12 protein-coding genes are annotated in these 17,977 nt (G+C 65.6%); 3 read left to right on the top strand and 9 right to left on the bottom strand.

The annotated features are described in order from the left end of the window. Nucleotides 1-481 precede the first annotated feature (481 nt). The 5 genes from cas7c to ACIHFD_RS36590 form a co-directional block, all read right to left on the bottom strand. Nucleotides 482-1,363: a type I-C CRISPR-associated protein Cas7/Csd2 gene (cas7c, locus tag ACIHFD_RS36570; protein WP_397370881.1), complete on the bottom strand. Its 882-nt coding sequence runs from the start codon at nucleotides 1,361-1,363 to the stop codon at nucleotides 482-484. Nucleotides 1,364-1,365: 2 nt separating this feature from the next. Further along, the gene (locus ACIHFD_RS36575; RefSeq protein ID WP_397370883.1) at nucleotides 1,366-3,303 is read right to left on the bottom strand and encodes a type I-C CRISPR-associated protein Cas8c/Csd1; all 1,938 of its coding nucleotides are present in this window, start codon (nucleotides 3,301-3,303) and stop codon (nucleotides 1,366-1,368) included. Next, a complete protein-coding gene (cas5c, locus tag ACIHFD_RS36580) occupies nucleotides 3,303-4,001 on the bottom strand; it encodes a type I-C CRISPR-associated protein Cas5c (protein WP_397370884.1) in 699 nt (232 codons plus the stop codon). Before cas5c ends, ACIHFD_RS36575 begins: the two co-directional genes overlap by 1 nt. After that, complete coding sequence (gene cas3, locus ACIHFD_RS36585) at nucleotides 3,998-6,247, bottom strand: CRISPR-associated helicase Cas3' (RefSeq protein WP_397370885.1); 2,250 nt, start codon at nucleotides 6,245-6,247, stop codon at nucleotides 3,998-4,000. Before cas3 ends, cas5c begins: the two co-directional genes overlap by 4 nt. 470 nt (nucleotides 6,248-6,717) lie before the next feature. After that, a complete protein-coding gene (locus ACIHFD_RS36590; RefSeq protein ID WP_397370886.1) occupies nucleotides 6,718-6,906 on the bottom strand; it encodes a hypothetical protein in 189 nt (62 codons plus the stop codon). 3,368 nt (nucleotides 6,907-10,274) lie between these two features. On the opposite strand from ACIHFD_RS36590, the gene ACIHFD_RS36595 reads away from it, so the two are divergent. After that, complete coding sequence (locus tag ACIHFD_RS36595; RefSeq protein ID WP_397370887.1) at nucleotides 10,275-10,577, top strand: hypothetical protein; 303 nt, start codon at nucleotides 10,275-10,277, stop codon at nucleotides 10,575-10,577. Between the two features lie 1,477 nt (nucleotides 10,578-12,054). Here the strand turns inward: ACIHFD_RS36595 and ACIHFD_RS36600 are convergent. Further along, on the bottom strand, nucleotides 12,055-12,279 hold the full coding sequence (locus ACIHFD_RS36600) for a hypothetical protein (RefSeq protein ID WP_397370888.1): 225 nt from the start codon (nucleotides 12,277-12,279) through the stop codon (nucleotides 12,055-12,057). A 537-nt stretch (nucleotides 12,280-12,816) separates the two neighbouring features. Further along, nucleotides 12,817-13,548 (bottom strand): hypothetical protein, encoded by a 732-nt coding sequence (locus ACIHFD_RS36605; protein WP_397370889.1) that lies wholly within the window; start codon nucleotides 13,546-13,548, stop codon nucleotides 12,817-12,819. A gap of 246 nt (nucleotides 13,549-13,794) precedes the next feature. On the opposite strand from ACIHFD_RS36605, the gene ACIHFD_RS36610 reads away from it, so the two are divergent. Beyond that, nucleotides 13,795-14,034, top strand: a complete 240-nt coding sequence (locus tag ACIHFD_RS36610; protein WP_397370891.1) for a hypothetical protein — start codon at nucleotides 13,795-13,797, stop codon at nucleotides 14,032-14,034. A gap of 46 nt (nucleotides 14,035-14,080) precedes the next feature. Here the strand turns inward: ACIHFD_RS36610 and ACIHFD_RS36615 are convergent, their stop codons facing one another. Next, a complete protein-coding gene (locus ACIHFD_RS36615; RefSeq protein ID WP_397370892.1) occupies nucleotides 14,081-14,641 on the bottom strand; it encodes a GNAT family N-acetyltransferase in 561 nt (186 codons plus the stop codon). Nucleotides 14,642-15,277: 636 nt separating this feature from the next. Here ACIHFD_RS36615 and ACIHFD_RS36620 point away from each other — a divergent pair. Continuing rightward, complete coding sequence (locus tag ACIHFD_RS36620; RefSeq protein WP_397370893.1) at nucleotides 15,278-16,888, top strand: phospholipase A2; 1,611 nt, start codon at nucleotides 15,278-15,280, stop codon at nucleotides 16,886-16,888. Nucleotides 16,889-17,168: 280 nt separating this feature from the next. On the opposite strand, the gene ACIHFD_RS36625 is transcribed toward ACIHFD_RS36620, so the two are convergent. Next, nucleotides 17,169-17,714: a hypothetical protein gene (locus ACIHFD_RS36625; RefSeq protein ID WP_397370894.1), complete on the bottom strand. Its 546-nt coding sequence runs from the start codon at nucleotides 17,712-17,714 to the stop codon at nucleotides 17,169-17,171. Between the last annotated feature and the right edge of the window lie 263 nt (nucleotides 17,715-17,977).

Here is a 17,977-nt window from a genome sequence, read left to right on the forward strand (position 1 = left end):
CGCCCAGGAGCGGCACCGGCTCCTTCCCGGCGGCCCCCGCCGCCAGCGGCACCTTCCCGGCCAGCCCCGTGAGCCAGCCCGGCGGGAGCGGCGCCGACCCCCCCCCCCCCCCCCCCCGCGGGGGCGGGCCCCCCCCCCCCCCCCCCCCCCCCCCCCCGGCGCCCCCCGCCCGCCCCCCCCCCCCCCCCCCCCCCCCCCCCCCCCCCCCCCCGCCAGCTGACCCCCGTCGCACTCGCCATCAAGTTTCGATACTCGGCCGGTGAGGACGACCGCCTTGCTTGACTGTGTCTTGCTTCTGTCTTCAGTTCTCAAGTTTCGATACGCGACTCACGTGACCCAGGCTCCGGTCCTCGTTCCGCTTCAGTTCTCGGCCGTCTGTAAGGACGATCATCAGATGCCTGGTAATGCTGTAGTGGGCAGCACCAGGTGCAGCTGGCGCTGCCTTGCAGTTAGTGCATAATGCCTCGCGGCCTGCTTCGCCTCAGATGAGCGATGTAAGTGTGATTCCAGTTGGTAGGTCTGTGTCGTTGATTTCGATTTTGTAGTCATCGATAGATCGGGGCACGTTCTGGTTCAGGGGTGTGACCTTGATGCGGTCGAAGAGAGTTGCTGCGCGGGCGCGGCCGAAGGCGTTGTCGTGGCTGAAGATGTAGAGGCCCTGGATGGCCATTTCGCCACGGGTGGCGCTGCGGTCGTGATCGAACATGTTGGTCAGAGCTTGCCAGAGGGTGTCGAGGTCTTGGCTGGTTATGCCGGTTTGGAGACCTCGGGCGGCGCTGTAGTAGGCGTGGACGCGATACAGACCGTAGTGAACGGTCCATTTGGAACCCATTTCGGTGCGTTCGCCTTTGTCGATGTCGGCTTGGCGAGTTTGGGTGATGCGGGTGATGGCGTGATCGACAGGGAACACGGGGCTGATGCTGCGGGAGAAGGCGAATTGGAGGGGGCCGCGGACGTGTCCGGCTTGGGCATCGCCGGTGGAGAGGACGGCTCCGAAGAGGCGGACGTCGTAGAAGTTGTCGCACATCCACTTGTGGACAGCGTCGCGTTCTTGGGGGGTGGCCTTCTTGCTGGGTTTGACGCCGGCGCCGGCGAAGCCCCGTTCGATCTGGCTATTGAGGGCAACGTCAGCCTCGATGAAGATCTTGTAGCGAGGGTCGTCGGGGTGGAGCAGGGGAATGGTGTCGCGGATCTTGCGTTTGAGGGCGACGTCCGTGACCAGGCCCTGGTAGGTCTCGGCATCGAGGCGGGGTTGGTTGCCGGCGTCAGGGTCGCCGTTGGGGTTGCCGTCGTGGACGTCGAAGAGCATGACGATGTCGTGGCGGTGGGCGGGGTCGAGGTGGGTGGGGATCTGGTCGGTCATGGTCAGTCCTCCAGGGCGACGGAGTTGTCGGTGTCGGGGGTGGTGCCGGGTTCTGCGTCGGTGTTGGGATCGTCGGCGGCGCTGTCAGGGATGAGGTCGTCGGCGGCCAGGCGGCGGGTGCGGGCGCGGGCGATGTCGTGGTTGCGCTGGTCGGCGTAGCCGTTGAGGAATAGTCCCTGGTCGTACAGGGTCAGGGAGGTGGGGAAGGGGCGTAGCCGGCCGATGAGGTCGTTGAGGTTGCGGGCGAAGAAGTCGGCGTAGGCCTTGCGGTCGCGGGTTTGTAGCTTCTTCATGTGGGCGCGGGAACCGCGGACGGCGGGGATCAGCGCGGAGGCTGGGCTGGTGACGGCACGGCTGAAGTAGCGGTCGCCGAGGGTGGTGTTGAGCTGTCCGCCACCCGCGCGGGTAGCGGCGTATTGGAGGGACTCCAGAACGGCGAACATGCGGCCGGCCAGATAGGCGGGGGTGTCGTCGTTGGGGTCGAGGGCCATGGGAAGCCTCCGGGCTTGGTTGGGATGGCAGCGGGTCAGGCAGAGCCGGATCAGGGCTTGGCGGGTGAGGTCGAACCCGCCGTCGGTGCGGACGCGTAGCAGCAGGTGGGCCAGCATGGCGGAGGACAGTCGGGTGCCGTTGAGGGCGGAGTGTAGGAGTTCGCGTTGGATCCAGACGGGGCGTTGGGCGCCCTTGGCGCCGAAGGGGGCGTAGTTGCCACGGGCACCGTTCTTGCCGGGCTGCCAGCGTCCGAGTGCCAGGGCTAGGCGAAATAGGGAGGGGAAGCGTCGCTGGCCTGTCCAGGGGTCGGTGATGAGCATGTCGGAGAACCAGGACGCGATGTGTTGTTCCGCCTCGGGCAGAGGGATGTCGATCCAGTCGCGGACCATGATCCGGGCGGAGTTGTTGGACAGGGTGGTCGCGCAGAAACGTTCGGTGTGTGAAGTGCCGGCGACGATGGGAGCGCCGGCGCGGGGCGCGTCTAGCATGGTGGCGATCTTTATGGGATCAGGTTTGAAGAGCAGCTGGATGGGGGCCCCGCTCTGCGGGACGGCCGGGTTGCTTGTGCGGTCGTTTGGCACGATCCACCAGATGATCGCGGTGTCGCCGATGGTGCGCCGGTGGTTGGGATGTTGCAGCAGGTGTTCCAGCGTGCCCGTGTAGCCCTCGACGCAGGTTTCGCACAGGGGGGTGTGCTGCAGGCCAGTGACAAGGTTGAAGCCCTGAGCGGGCTGGTTGACGCTCACCAGGGAGGCGGAGTTGCCGCGTTTACGCTCGGTCTTGCTGAACGGGTCGTGGCCCACGGTCGGTATCAGGCCGGGTCGGACGGGGCGTGGGGCTCGTTGTAGTACCGGCTGGACGGTGTCGCAGATCAGGCAGCGGTCGTGGGCGCCGGAGGATTTGCGCTGCGAGGCGACCAGGCTCCAGTAGGCGCGGGCGCTGGCGGTTGCGTGGGCGGGCTGGTCGTCGATGCGGAACATCACGATCTGGCCAGAGGTGAAGTGTTCCGGCGGCTGGATGTGGCCAACGCCCTGGGAGGTGAGGAAGGCGCGTAGGGCTTGCGCGGCAGGCTCGTGGGGGTCGTGGTCTGCCCAGGCGCACACGAGGTCGATGAATGCCTGGTGGTAGCGGTGCGCTCGGGCGCGTTTGCGTTCGTCGTCGGCGTCTTTGGGGTCGGGCCAGCCCAGCGCGTACTCGATCTTGTCGCAGGCCAGTAGTGGTACGACGGCCGAGGTGCGGCCCAGGCTGGGCACCACCATAGGCAGGCCGCGCCGTCCGCTGGGATCACCGGGATCGCGGATCGGCGCGAGCTCGGCGACCGGTCCTGCGGCCGGGTAGCCGCGTCCGTCCAGGTCGACGAGCCAATGCACACCGGTTTGGATGTGGAAGGGCGGCGGGATGTGCTCGGGGTGGGCGGTGGCGTATTGCTGGAGGCGAGTCAGGAGCATCAGGCCCTCCGCCGTTCGGCGGTGTCGATCTCGGCATCCCGGGCCGGGTCGTGGATGCCTTCACGCGGCACCTTCAAGACGCCCTGGTGCAGTTGGGCGGTGAACCAGAGCGAGCGCGGAGCGGGGGTGTCGTAGTCGATGCGCAGCAGCATGACGCCCAGATCTTCACTGCGCTTGATGGGCTGATTGCTGTAGTCGGGTGTGCTGAAGTCGGTGCAGGAGAACTCACGGGTGCCCAGGTAGGGGTGGGTGAAGCAGGCTCCGCGCTCGACCCGGCGGTGGAACTGGTCGCGGTACTTGGCCACGTGAGCGGTGGCGTGGGGCTTGAGTTCTATCTGGGCGTGGATGCGGTAGGCCACGTCGCGCAAGGCCACGGTGTTGCGCTGGTCGCGCTTGTCTGGGGCGCGGAAATGGTAGCGGCGACCCTCCTTGAGTACCGTGCTGAGGCTGGGCGCGTCGGTGACCTCGTTGCGCCTGATGCTGAACCACTTGATCTCGTTGAGCACGTCGATCTGCTCGATCCGGTAGTCGAACTCCGGTTTCCAGAAGATCGCCTGGAGCACGCCGCGGGCGGCGCTGGGTGTCATCACCGGATAGCTGACGCGTTCGGCCTTTAGCTCCGGACGGGTGAAGCAGGCGAAGTCTCCGCGCACCTCCATAACGAGGGCGGGATAGGACTCGCGGGCGGGTTTGCTCACGCGCTCTCCTCCTTGGCGGGAATGACGATGCCGGTATTGAGGTCGTAGTCGCCGATCCACTCGTACAGATCGCCGATGACTGGACGCATCAGGGCTGCCACGTGCGGCTTGGTGAGTTGGCTCTTGGGCAGCGAGATGGTGTAGGGCTGAAGGCGGCGCAGCCACACATGCCCGCGGGCGGGGTCACGCCGCAACTGTTGAAGCCAGCTGTCGATCGGATCCGGCCGTTCGTTGGCGTGGGGGTTGTGGTACCGCACGACGACTGGGATGCCGTCCTCGTCGATCATCCGGAAGTCTCTGGCCACCGTCGGGAAGTCCCAGGAAGCGCGAGCGGCCAGCAGCTCGGAGCCCATAGCCTTATCCGGCAGGGTGGCATAGTAGCCATGGAAGTAGTCCGCCAGCGTTTGGAGGTCGTCTGGTTCGGTCTGCTTGGCAGGGCCGAATCGGCGGCGGGTCTCGGCGACAGGCAGCCCGTAGCTGGCTGGCATGGCTTGCTCAGCCGGATCGAAGATCACCACGAGGCCGCCCTCGGGCCGTCGTCCTTCCCGGTTGGACCGACCGGCGGCCTGCAGGATCGATTCCGCAGGCGACATCGCTCGGTAGACGACTGGGAAGTCCAGATCGACGCCCGCCTCGATCAGCTGGGTGGACACCAGATACAGCGGCTCGGCCGGCTCTCGCTTCAAGGTCGCCTCGACGTCTGCAAGCACATCGCGGCGATGCTCGGGGCACATCCGGGTGGAGAGATGCCGTACCGTCCCCGACCGCTCCTGGTTCAGCAGGTCATACACGGTGCGGGCGTGATCGACGGTGTTCACCACGGTGAGCACCTGCCTGGTCGGCTCTGCGGCCACCATGACGGCTACTTGCTTCAGCGATGGGCGGGGACTCACCTCCCACCGGTAACGCATCGGCCGGATAGAACGCAGCCGCCGCTGCAGGTCGGCAGGATCTGGCAGGATTTCCACCGCCTGCACCTCACGGAGTGGCGGCAGATCCCAGAACTCCGGCTGAGTCGCCGAGGCCAGCACCACCGTGACCCCGAAGTGCTCCACCAGCTGACGCAACATCGCCAAGATCGGGATCAGCAGGTGCACCGGCAACGCTTGAATCTCATCCAGCACGATGACCGAGCGAGCCAGCCGGTGCAGCTTGCGCATCGCCCATGGCCGTCGATCATGCAGCGAATGCAGCAACTGCACCGTCGTGGTCACGATGAACGGCGCATCCCAGTTCTCGGCCGCCAGCCGCTGCCACCGGCTGCCCGGGCCTTCCAACGCGACACTGCTGTGATGCTCCAACACCACCGAATCTTGTGGGGTCGAGCGCATGAGGTCGCGATACACGTTCGCGTTCTGCTCGGTGATCGAGATGAACGGCACCGCCACCACCACCCGGCGCAACCCGTGCGCTACCGCGTGATGCAGCGCAAACCCCGCACTGGAGATCGTCTTGCCGAGACCGGTCGGCGCCGCCAGCTTGAAGAACCCCGGTTTGTGCGATGCCGCGGCGACGCACGCGTCGTACACCTCGTTCCTCAGCGGATCGACCGGACTCGGTGTCCGATCGAGTCGATCGCGAAGCTTGGCCTTGCGCCCAGCCTCGAACCGGTCCAGCAGCTGAGCCGCAGCCACCGGGGTAGCAACATGCTCACGTCGCTTACCGAAATGAACCTGGGTATCCAAGTGGTCCGCGTCGACTAAGGCGCTGAACAACATCCGCGTCAGCAGCTCAGCACCCAGTGCATCAGAGGCGCACGGCGGCCAGATCGGAGCCGTCGGCGTAGCCAGTTCAGGAAGACGCGACCGCAGACGCTGGAGCGCTTGCTCTTCATGCACAGCATCCAAGGGAGGAGACGCCAGGAAGTTTGCCATCGCGCTCGGATGATCTAACCCGCCATGATGGCCATAGACCGGTAGGGCGAACGCGTCAAACCCGAGCTGGTCTACCAAGAACCGAGTCCCCGCCGCTCGATGATCGATCCCCACAGGATCATCGGTGCCTTCCACCTCAAGCAGTCTCCGCTGCCAAATATCGGCAGCCTTCCCGAAGTCATGCGTCAGCCCCAGCCAATAGGCAAGCTGGTCAGCGCCGAACGCTTCGGCGAACTGCCCCGCCCACCAGGCCACCGACCGGAGATGATCCTCAAGAAGGTGCCTGCGGTCAGTCCTATTGGCGCGGCTATGTGCCCATAACGGACATTCGTCGGGACCTGAGTCGCGCTGGGCGGGGCTAACTGTCTTCATGGCCCGAAACCGTACAAGGGGCTACCGACAATTAACCTCTCGCCTGCTTGGAGCTCAATATGATGATGAACGCCAAGCTTGATCATGGTGAAGCCGCCCGAAGTGACGACGACGGCGCGTACCAGGCATGCCGCTTTCTGGCCACAAAGCCGGTTGTGGATCGCGATTATGATCATGGATGGCCAGCGGGAAGCAGTGACACAGGGTCGGCCGCCTGAGTTGCCGACCCTGCCCAACGTTAGCAATTGATGTTGTTGGCGCCGATTTGGCGGAACGCGGCGAAACTGTCGGCGCCGTCTTCTAAAGTTCAGCTCTCGCACGGATCCTCCAGGTAAGGGGTGTGCGTGGCCGAAAGCTTGTGGGCGCATAGCGACACGCGGTAGGTCCCCAAGTAATTATTGCCCCAATTGTTCCTTGATAAGTGAATTCGCAAGTCTTCGCAGCGGCACCGAGAAAGGCATAACGCCTGCTCAGATGCTGTGGCAGTCGCCCTCCGGGGCGACCGAGGGTCGCAACAGCTGGTTGAGCAGATCCTGCTCGCTGCTGGTGTAGTGGCGGTAGCCCTCCGGGGCGACCGAGGGTCGCAACGCCGAGCTGATCGGCCGGTTCCGGGCCATGGCCGCGTGGCGGTCGCCCTCCGGGGCGACCGAGGATCGCAACTCCAGGGACCGCTCCAGCGCTCCGAAGATCTCCGGGGTGGCGGTCGCCCTTCGGGGCGAACGAGAGTCGCAACCTCAAACTGGGCAAAGACGCTCCGGCGGCCACGAGGTGGCGGTCGCCCTCCGGGGTGACAACCGAGGGTCGCAACGACCAGGCAGCCCAGTGGCAGGCGCTCGCCATGCAGGTGGCGGTCGCTTCTCGGGGCGACCGAGGGTCGCAACAGGTACGCGGCCAACTGGCGTTGCGTCTCGGCGGCGACGTGGCGGTCGCCCCGGCGCGACCGAGGGTCGCAACTCTTGCCACGTGACGGTGGTGGTCATGTTCTCGCGGTGGCGGTCGCCCTTCGGGTCGACCGAGGGCCGCAACAGTCTCGTCTGGTCAGCGGGCTGCGGCGTCTTTCCCGGTGGCGGTCGCCTCCGGGGGCGACCGAGGTTCGCAACGACAGCGTGCTCGGCGGCCAAGGCGGGCTCGTGCAAGTGGCGGTCGTCTTCCGGGGCGACCGAGGGTCGCAATCTCGACGTGTGCGAGAAGCGCGAAGAGCGGCTGTACCGCGGCGGTCGCCGTTCGAGGCGACCGAGGGGCGCAACGAGGCATGGTGGCGGCACGGCCGGGTGACGGCCTCGTGTGGCGGTCGCCCTCCAAGGCGACCGGGGGTCGCAACACCGACCTGGACACAGCTCTGGCCGGGATGGTGACGGATGGCGGTCGCTCTCCGGGTCGACCGAGGGTCGCAATGGCAACGACCAGACCGCGTACCGCATAATCCAGCGGGTGGTGGTCGCCCTTCAGGGCGACCGAAGGCCGCAACTACGATGGCGTACGGCACCTACGATGTGGCGGTGGCGGTCGCCCTCTGGGGCGACCGAGGGTCGCAACGATGATGCCCGCAACGGCAAGATCGCCGTCCTGATCGGGTGTCGGTCGCCCTCCCGGGCGACCGAGGGTCGCAGCGCCGAGATCGGCCGTCAGAACGTGCAAGGCTTGATGTGGCGGTCGCCCTTCGGGGCGACCGAGGGTCGCAACGCGAAGCTGGGTCCGCTGATGTCCTCCGCCCGGCAACGTGGCGACCGAGGGTCGCAACTCCGCGTACGACATGCAACACCGTAAGGCCATCTAGTGGCGGTCGCCTCCGGGGCGGCCGAGGTTCGCAACAAGGAAGGGCTGTGAGTCGGTGCCTTCGCGCCGGGGTGGCGGTCGCCCTACGGGGCGACCCAGGGTCGCAACCAACAGGGCGTCTGAAGCTTGGCGGCACCGCGTCTGTGGCGGTCGCTCTCCGGGGCGACCGAGCGTCGCAACAACCAGTACGTTCACGATGCCCAGTTCACTGAGCAGGTGGCGGCCGCCCCTCCGGGTCGACCGAGGGTCGCAACCGAGTTGTTCGGGATCGTTCGGGCGTGTCCGCCGACGTGGCGGTCGCCCTCGGGGCGACCGAGGGTTGCAACTCCATGCGGGGGAGGCTCCCCACCATGTCCAGAATGTGGCGGTCGCCCTCCGGGGCGACCGAGGGTCGCAACCCTTCAGCAACAGGAACGGAATAGCGGCCGAGATCGGGGGGCGGTCGCCCTTCGGGGCGACCGAGGGTCGCAACACGTGCGCGCCCGAGCTCGGTGAGCCGCCGCAGCAAGAGTGGTGGTCACTCTCCGGGGCGACCGAGGGTTGCAACAACCTGGACTGGGCTCTAAAACCCGGCGCGGACTCGTGGCGGTCGCTCTCCGGGGCGACCGAGGGTCGCAACTGGTAGCCGCGCGCGGCGAGCCACTCGGTACGCTTCGTGGCGGTCGCCCTCCGGGCGACCGAGGGTCGCAACGACACGTCCGGGCTGGTGGCGTACTGGCCGTTGGAGTGGCGGTCACCCTCAGGGACGACCGAGGGTCGCAACCCGCACCTAGTCGGTCAGCTTCGCCGGGGTGATGTAGGTGGTGGTCGCCCTCCGGGGCGACCGATGTCCTGGGCTGGAGCGCTCATTGATCTTGCAGACATGACAACCTCCCTCTCGTAAGAAGGAGCCGCAGGGAGCCAATCTTGGGAGCCAACACTGTGTGACTTCCTCGGATTACCCGCGTCTTCCCTGGAGTGTTTGGCGAGGTGAGAAGCCCCCCGATCGACTCAGATCGACGTCTCCAGACTCCCCGGTTTTCCTTCACACCGAAGAGGTCACTGGTTCGATCCCAGTATCGCCCACCAAGGTCAAGGGTCACATCCCAACATGGGATGTGACCTTTTTGATCTTCCGGGTGACTATGCCATCTGACAGACGCTGACGGGCATCGCTTGCGTGTGCCAGGTCTCGGGACCCGACAGACATCGCTTGTGTGCTGTGTGAGAACTTTCTGTACGTCTTCAAGTTCAAGGCGGGCCGCTCGCACCGCCGACCAGGGGCCAGGCCCAACAGGGCCGCCGCTCGGGAACCCCGCCGCCGAATGGCGCAAGCGCCAGGCGGTACCCCGGCGGTTCCAGCCCCGCCGGCGGCGCGTCGGTACGCACCAAAAATCCCGGGCCACCTTAGAAAGGATCTGGAGTCTCGGAGGCGGAAGCCGATGCATCCACATCAGCGGATGCACGAAGAACGCGGAGTGCAAGCTTGGCAAGCCTCGACTCGATCGGGCTGGGTTGACGACCGAGCTCCTCCGCAAGGTCTTCAACGCTACGACCGTCACGGTAGCCCGCCATAAGTTGCGCATCGTCAGACGGACAGCACCGCTCGTACGCGTTCGGGTAACGTGCCCGGATCTTACGCAATGTCAGCCGCCCGTTCGTGGGCATCTCATCCATGACGCCGAATCTAAGAGCCGCGTACGACAGAAATCAGGACCGAGCGCTGTCGAGGGCTGGCCTGGAAAGCTGCAGGTGCGGCGTCGGTCGTGGCAATGCCTCGAGCGGCATCGCCGGACGGCTGGCGCGGACGAGTGGAACGGGGCCGCCGTGCGACGGTACAGCCTGGTCACGGAGGAGGGCGCACTTCTCAGGTCACGGGGCCGAGCCGGTCAGCGCACGCGTGCGCGGTCACAGGGCCTTACCCCATGCCTCTAGCGGGGGCGCTCCGGCTCCGGGCAGCCAAGATCGTTCCCCTGCCCGTCTGATCGGGTTGCCGTGGAAGCCTACCCGCCTGCCGCCGTCCCAGGACAAAGCCCAAGGAGACCAGCCGCGAGGCCGCCTCCTCTTCATCGCGGCCCTGACAACGGACGCACGGCCGGGCAGCCCTGCGGCCGGCCCGCTACCCCTTCGGGTGGGACGACGGCAGACGGGCAGGCCAAGAAGGGCAATGTTCCACTGTATTTGGCCCGGTTAGTGTCAACGACACCTTGACGCCCTGGCCTTAGCGCAAGAGCCCGGCTCCGCGTCTCTCGCTTGATCGATGGAATGACAGGTGAGTGATCTACACTCGCTCGCCATGACGCGATTATCCGATCGTTTGGGTCTCGGTTCTCTGATCGTCGCCTGTCTCGCCATCTTCGCCGGTGGCCCGCTGAGAGCGAAGTTGGGGACGCCGAACTGGACGATGCTGGCTCTTGGGATCGTGGCGGCAGCGCTGGCATGGCCGGGGGTGCGAAGGAAGCCCACGATCTCCACGGTGTCCAACCGCAGCAGGTCGGTGGCGGGACTGGTGGCGGGAGCGATAGCGATCGGCCTTGGCACGCTGCTTCTGGCGCTGGACATCCTGAGAACGTGATCGGCTGAGAACTCAAGGGAAGCCAGGTTGGGAGCCACGTGAGGTGAACCAGCACGAACGAGCCTCCCTGGCGGCCCCTTCGGTCACAGCATGATCGCGATGCCGGTGTTCGGACGGTGACATGAAGAAACGTAAGCTTCCCTTACCAGAAAGATCAAGCAAATGGCCACTGGCACTCGGACTGCTGGATATCTGATAGCGACAGTTGGTGTCGTTGTCACGCTGAGTGCCTGTGGCCGACAATCGCAGTGGTATGGCATCGCATATGCGGCTATATCTCCCGACGGAAAGACGGTCACTGTCGCCGCGCAGGGGTCTTCCTGTCAAGAAGTAACTACTTCAACAGTCTCCGAACAGACTACCGACGTAACCATTGGGATAAGGGTTCGCGATAACTGTGAGCCGCTGTTTCCCTGGGGGGAAGGAATAGCGCACACGGACATGGGTTACTATCGGAAGGTTTCGCTTCGCCTCAAGAACCCATTGGGTGATCGACGGCTCATAGACCAGACGACCCAGCGGGAGATCCCGATGCTTAAATAGCTGGTCACTGGGTCCACTGGCGCTTGGGGAGTCGTGGCATGACATATGGACGACTCGTCACGTAGGCGGGTTAGTCCTGCGCTATGGCCGTGATTGGCTGAGCGCCCGAAGAGGGGCAATGCGGGAGCCATGCCAGGTGAACGGGTCTGAACGGATCTGGATTCGGATGACTGGGCCGACATCGAGTCGGGACCGGCGTGAACCGATCTAAACAGCGTGATCTGGTTCGAGTCCTATCGCCCCGCCAGTCCGCTGTCGCTCTGCGGTGGGTCGAGTCGACGGCAGAAAGGATGGATTGGTGCGATCAGGTTGGGTGTCGGAGTGGCGTGCAGTAGGGCTATGACAGGATTATGACGAGGCCCTGAAATCCTGACGTTCAGTTCGCAACGGAAGGAGTGCAGGGGTGAAAGAGGAGTGAGGAAGGTCGGAAAACCAGCCGCCCTGGCGGCAGTCGGCGCAGCATTGCTCACACTGACAACCGCAGCGCCAGCATCCGCCGCACCGACTTGCGTGCGGCTGGGAGCGAACTTCGCCTGTCATGACGGGCGCGACGTGATCGTATGTGATAAGGAGCCTGACCGACGCGGCGTCTACGGGTGGTTCGGCGGTGACCGCCTCGTCTGGGACAGCAACGGGTCAGCACCTGGCTGTGGTCAGCGCAGTTACTCAAAGACTCCTACCTCTATTCAGGTCTGCGAGGAGGGCATCTTGTTCGATCGGTGTACCGGTGACTGATAATTCAGACGCATCTGTGAAAGTCGGACATTGACATCGGACGGGCGTAGGGACCCCTCGCCCGTCCGTTCGAGCGAGATGGAACAAGACCGAAGTGCGGTTTACGCAGGGCACATCACCTTGCGATCACGTAGGCAACGTTGAGAAGCCGCGAGGGCGAAGCTGTAGGTCACAGGGCATAAACCCTGAATCTCAGCAGTTACAGCGCGGCCAGGAGCGAGGCACACATGCGGCGCGTGTCGTGAACCTTGATCAGTCGCACGTCGGCATGCCGGCAGGCGGCATGAAAGTGCCGGTTGAAGTTGCGTGGTTCGTACGGCGTGCCGTGCTTGGTCGTGGCCACGAGATCATCACTCACCCAGGCGTCGCCCGCGGCCGACTCGTCGGCAGCCTGCTGTTCAGCACGCTCTTTCAACGCCTGCACACACGTCTGGAATCGGTGGCACGGCCGACGAGCCCGGTGTCTTGGTCTCCCGGTGATGAAGCTGAAGCTCCGCCACCACGGCGTGCATCGCGAGTTGCTCCGGCAGCCGCCGCCCCGCGGCGTACCTGCACCGCGATCTGCCACACCCGCCCCGCCCTCGCCGCCGCGCGGCTGCGGAACCAGGAAGTTGTCCGCGTACCTGTCCAGCACTCTGGCCACTGCGAAGGATCGCCCAGGTCGATCAGCGCAAGGTCGTAGGCGGCGTGTCCAGGGTCTTTGGCGAACGGTCCGCGGTCGGCCATGTCGTACGGCAGCACCTGGATCTCGACCGTGATCCCGAAGCCGCCGAGTCTGGAAGGGCCGCTTGTAGAGCGGTCGCCACGGACTGCCCACGAGGGGGACTCCGTGCTGCACCCGTCGACCTGGTTCGGGCAGAGGCGGTGCCGTCCGAGGTCGAAGTCAACGCAGAACGAGTCCGGAGGCCCGCCCATCCGCCCTCGCAGTCATCCCGCGACCTGAGCTGGGCGGGCCTTCGGATCAATGATCGGTGAAGGCGAAACGGGTGTGCACCCCTTCCATCCAGGCCTCATCCAGCTCCCGGCCCACGATGCGTCCCACGAGGACGAACGCGGAGGCCATGCAGGTAGCCAGCGGCGGGCTGTATCCGTTGGCCGCCAGTTCGAGGAAGCCTGTCCACTCGGGAGGCATGTTGTCGTAGTCGTCGTCAGACGCTCCCGTCTCCGAACGCGACTCTTCCCATTGGCAATACTCCAGCCATCCTGCGGGAAGCTCTGGATCGTTTTCCCACGACGTGTCGTGGGTATCGAACGTCAACCCCTCGGCGTATCGGTCGAGAGCATGTGGATCGGCGCCTCCTCGCCGGGCCGGTCGCGTGATGTCGAAAATTGTCGTGTAATCCCCGTCCTTCGCATAGAGGAGGTTTCCGGTGCTGTTCACATGCCAGCTTATGAGCAGCGCTCTTCTGCTCCCTTCGGACAGTTTCGGCAGTGCGTCCAGGGCCTCTTGGCCGACGTGGATGAGCTGGGTCCAGCGGCTGTTGAGCCGTCCGGCCCAGAGGAATCCCTGGTCGTTGCCGGTTTCCCGCTCTCTGCGCAGGTCGGCCCAACGGCAGTCCACTCCGGTGGTGGTGTCGGCGCCCAGCAGCCGGACGGTCTCCGGGATTTCCCGGTTCTCCACCCACACGCCGGTGAACGACGATCCCAGACCATAGCGGTGGGCGAGATGCCAAAGTAGTTCTGAGGTCCTCATCGCACGTGTCCTTGTGAGGCGCGGGCGCCACACCCGTGGCGCCCGCGGCGGCTGTCACTTAATCGCAACCCAGAATCGGTTGCCGTTCAGAATGCGATACCGGGCGTAGAAGACGTTGAGGTCTGTTCCGGCGCTCGTGTTCTGGCTTCCCGACAGAGCGTAGGCAGCCGTCCCGCGGGCGCGCCGCAACCCCGACGATCGGCTGGGCCCCATCATGACCACAAACGATCGGCTGGGAGCCTCATCATGAACACGCTCGAATGCGTTCTTGCCAGAGCGTTCACGGAGATCGTCATCAAGCGGGATCTCAGCGTTGACGACGCCATCGCGCCCGAGGCCACCACGATGCAGCTGCCTGATCCGGTGATTGCTCTCCTGCAGGCACTCCCCCGAGCAGGGCCGGCAAGCCCTCGCCGAACTGATCAATCAGTGCGTGCAGGAGGAAGCCGACTCCGAGTGGCCGGTGACGGTCTGGGGAACACCTGAGACCCTGGGCTTCCTGGTCTGGGGGCCGCTGGGTTGGATGATGAGATCAGCTTTGGAACAGGGACAGGGGAGCGGTGCAGAGGGTCTGTTCGGCGCCGAACGCCTCGTACGTGCTGATGGGGCGGAAGCCGAGGCGGGCGGCGAGTTTCAGAGATCGCTTGTTCGCGGTCTGGGTGGCGAGTACGACCGGCTGGTCGGGGAGTTCGCCGGCTGCGGCGCCCAATGCGGCCGTTGCGGCCTCGAATGCGAACCCCGCGCCCCATGCACTGCGCCGCAGGAGATAGCCCAGTTCCAGTTCCTCGCCATCCTCGGTGACACGCCTGGGGCGGTCGGTCGGCCGGTGGGCGAGCATCAATGTTCCGATAAGTCGGTTCGTCGTGTTGTCGGCGATGACATAGTTGCCAGGGCTGGATGTCGCGTTGGCGGTTATGGCTGCATCGAAGTGCTGCTCGACGTCGCTCCGAGGCCGGGGACCACCGAGGTAGGCCTGAACCTCGGGATCGGTCATGAGCTCGATGAATTCTTCACGGTCGGCGGCGTGTGCTTTGCGAAGCAGGAGTCGTTCCGAAGGGATTTCCGTGGCAGACAGCGTCCGCAATTGGCTCATAGGCCCAGGATCCTAGAACACGGGACCGGCGATGGTGGCCTGGTCCGGGGCTGCCGCACTCGCCCATGACCGTGGCGTTGACGCGCACCTGCCGGCCTCCAGGACGTTGCCACCGGTTCGCATTGTGCGCATCAGTCAGCTGGCTGAACATGGAATCCACCGCGGCCCGCCTGCTTGCCTTGCGTGGCTTGACGACCCTCAAGCGGCGGCTGACCGGCTAGTTCGCCCGAGGATCCCAGACGCGTTGTCTCTCGACGCGGGGTCCCGGTGGTAATGGCTGTGAATCCAACGATGTTGCTCTCGACCTGGCAGGTGGTCTACGAGTTGTCTGCGAAGGGCTTCGGTGACCATGGCGTCGCGGCAGCGGGATTTGACGCGATCTTGTATTCGCGAATTACTGAATACGCCTTCGGGTCATTATTGTCGACGGCTCCACACTGTCGCCATAAGCTCGCCATAAATTCGCCATGGAGCCCGTCGACCTGCATGAATGCGCGAATGAATCGCATCCAAGGCATAGCTTCACAGGCGATTTGAACATTGTTCCATGGGATTGTCCAGCTCTTGCCAGGTGATTTACCGACCCTTACTCTCCAGGTGATCAAATCACTTTCTCCTTTCACCTGGAGGCACCCCTTGCGCCGATTAGCGCTCCCCGTCGCCGTCTCGGCGATGCTCCTCCCCTTCCTCTCCCCGGAGGTGGTCTCCGCCGCCGCGCTCGACGAGCCGCCGCCGGCGAACGTCCAGGAGGTCGGCCCCGGTCAGTACTCCTCGGACACCAAGACCTTCAAGCTCACCGAGCTGGACGTGTCCGCGGGCGCGATCAGCCGCAGGCACGGCGTGGTTCTGGCCGCCGACGATCTGGCCAGGCCGCAGTCCGCTCCGGCGACCCGCCCCGAGCTGGGCGTGTTCGGGCCGGGCTGGCAGGCCGAGTTCGCCGGCGGAGAGATCAACCGGAAACTCGAGAACCAGAACGGCACCATCGTCGTCACGGAGCTCGATGAGGGGACGTCGACCAGCTATCCCCTGAAGAGCAGCGTCTCCTTCCCCGACGGTGGCGGCGTCCAGACGTACGAGGCTGCCAGCGGGTCCAAGATCACCGAAACCACCAAGTGGGACGCCGTCATCGGGGCGATGCGCACCACGACGACCGAGACGCTCGTGACGGATCCGGGCCCCGTGGAGGCGGGCGACGACACCTTCGCCACCGCCGACGGCACCCCCATCAGCACGGGCGACCTCCAGCTCACCTACACCTGGGCCCGCCCGGCCGGGGCGCCGGGCGCCGATCCCTGGCGGGTGACCGATGTGGGCAGCACCGCCTTCGGCAAGTCCACGATCACCTACGACGCCCAGGGCCGCGTCAGCACGGTGAAGGAGCCGGCCGGCGCCGCGACCCCAGCGACCGTCACCAGGTTCACCTACGCCACGGCCACCACGGCCACCGGCACCGCCAACGGCGACTACGCGGGCCGGCTCAAGGAGATCGCGGTCACCTACGGAACCGAGGCGGCGCAGATCGAGGCGAGCTACGCCTACGACCTGAACGGCCTGCTGCGCACCGCGAGCGATCCCAGCGTCGGCGCCGTCCAGGGAACCTACGCCTACGACTCGGTGGGGCGCCTGTCGTCGATCGAGTCCGTCACCAGCGGCGGTTGGCAGCTGTCGTTCCCGGCGGGCGTCGCCGCTCCCCAGGTGGTCGCCACCGGCACGGACATGCCGGCCAACGGCGGGCCGACCGAGGGCGCGGCCGGGCTCGACGACCCGAACGCCACCGAGCCGCCGGCCAGTGACTTCCTGCCGGACGGCGTGGATCCCCCGCAGTCCTACCCGAAGAAGTGCAACACTGCCGTCACCTGGATGTGGTACACGAAGTCGGGCTGCTCGGCCTGGGCGTGGCACGGCGGCAAGTGGCGGAAGCCCGACTGGAAGCGGACCGCCAGCGGCTTCAAGGTCAGGGGCATCTACTACGACCACTGCACGAAGTCTCCGGACAAGCCCCACAATTTCGATATGCGACCGGCCTGTGACTCCCACGACTACGGGTACGGCCTGATCGCCAACCAGAAGAAGAAGTACAAGTACTACCTCGACAACACCCGTACGCGAAAGCTTGACGTGGACAACCGGTTCTACATCACTATGCGCGACAAGGTATGCGGGGGTTACTTCATCCTGGTGCGGCCCGACTGCAGGGCATGGGCATGGACGTACTACCAGTTCGTCAAGAAGTACGGCAACCCCTGAGAACGGCCTGAGCTCGGAGTTCCTTCGGCGGTGCCTGAGGTTGGGTGCACCTGGAGGCGAACAGGCGGGGCCGGCCGGTCGCGAGGTCGACGGCGTGCGCCATGAGAGGGAGGCAGGGGAGGGCGGCGATCGGGTGATGGTCGCCCTCTCCCTTGTCCGGCCAGTCAGGAGAGCGCCTTGCTCCCTTCAGCGAGAACGGCGATCAGCGCATAGCCGACCACAGTGATGAGGGAGGTCAGGTGGAGCTTGTCTCCACGCCCAGGCGATTACAGCGCGTTCCTCACTTGCGGCGCTCGGGGGCGCTGAGGACGTCGGCGAGGTCGTCCACCGCGAGTCCCCGGCCCGGCTTCGCCTGGGGCGCGGTGATCGTCATGGGCTTGTCCCAGTTCCGGTACTGCGTGGCCAGGTGCCCCCGCAGGATCCGGTCGTGTCCGAGCCCCGGGACCTCGGGCCGCGGGTGCGCGTAGAAGCGCCAGCCGACCCGGTACGGCCATCCGCGGTCGTCGTACATGTACGTCCATGTCACCTCAGACGTCCCGAGGGCCGCGGTCCCCGCCGCCTCGCGGAAGCTGGGGGAGACGCGATAGAGCTCCTTGAGCTTGATCGTCCCGGTCAGGTTGTAGATCCGCTGCTTGCGGCCGGTGGTGTGATCCGTGGTCCAGGGCCCGACGGTCTTGCGGGTCTTGGTGGCCAGCAGCTTGCGCAGTGTGGCCGGCTCCAGGACGTTGATGAACTGGTCGCCGTACGCGGCCGCGGCGCCGCTGGCGCGGCCGGTACGCACCCAGGTCTTCGCCCGCGGCGCGAGCTGGTACTGCCAGCCGCCCACGCTGATGGTGCGCAGCGTCCCACCGTCGCGAGCACGCCGGCGAAGTAAGGGTCCTTGGGCGCCTCCTCCACCATCAACTCCTTGCTGCTCACGCTGAGCTGCCGAGCGTGCTCCGAGGCGATCACGCCGGCCCGGCCCAGCTTGACCTTACTGGTTCCGCGCAGTCCCATGCCGCTCCCGATGAAGGTTCGCCTGCCGTTCAGCTGCACCTCCTTGGACAGGTCCGTGGAGGCCTGACCGTAGAACTCGGCCGTCGCGCCGGC

The organism is Nonomuraea sp. NPDC051941 (assembly GCF_044593615.1).

Coding starts and splice junctions, on each gene's coding strand:
- ACIHFD_RS36605 (WP_397370889.1), bottom strand. CDS start 13,548: ATGAGGACCTCAGAACTACTTTGGCATCTCGCCCACCGCTATGGTCTG.
- ACIHFD_RS36615 (WP_397370892.1), bottom strand. CDS start 14,641: ATGAGCCAATTGCGGACGCTGTCTGCCACGGAAATCCCTTCGGAACGA.
- cas7c (WP_397370881.1), bottom strand. CDS start 1,363: ATGACCGACCAGATCCCCACCCACCTCGACCCCGCCCACCGCCACGAC.
- ACIHFD_RS36610 (WP_397370891.1), top strand. CDS start 13,795: ATGAACACGCTCGAATGCGTTCTTGCCAGAGCGTTCACGGAGATCGTC.
- ACIHFD_RS36575 (WP_397370883.1), bottom strand. CDS start 3,303: ATGCTCCTGACTCGCCTCCAGCAATACGCCACCGCCCACCCCGAGCAC.
- cas3 (WP_397370885.1), bottom strand. CDS start 6,247: ATGAAGACAGTTAGCCCCGCCCAGCGCGACTCAGGTCCCGACGAATGT.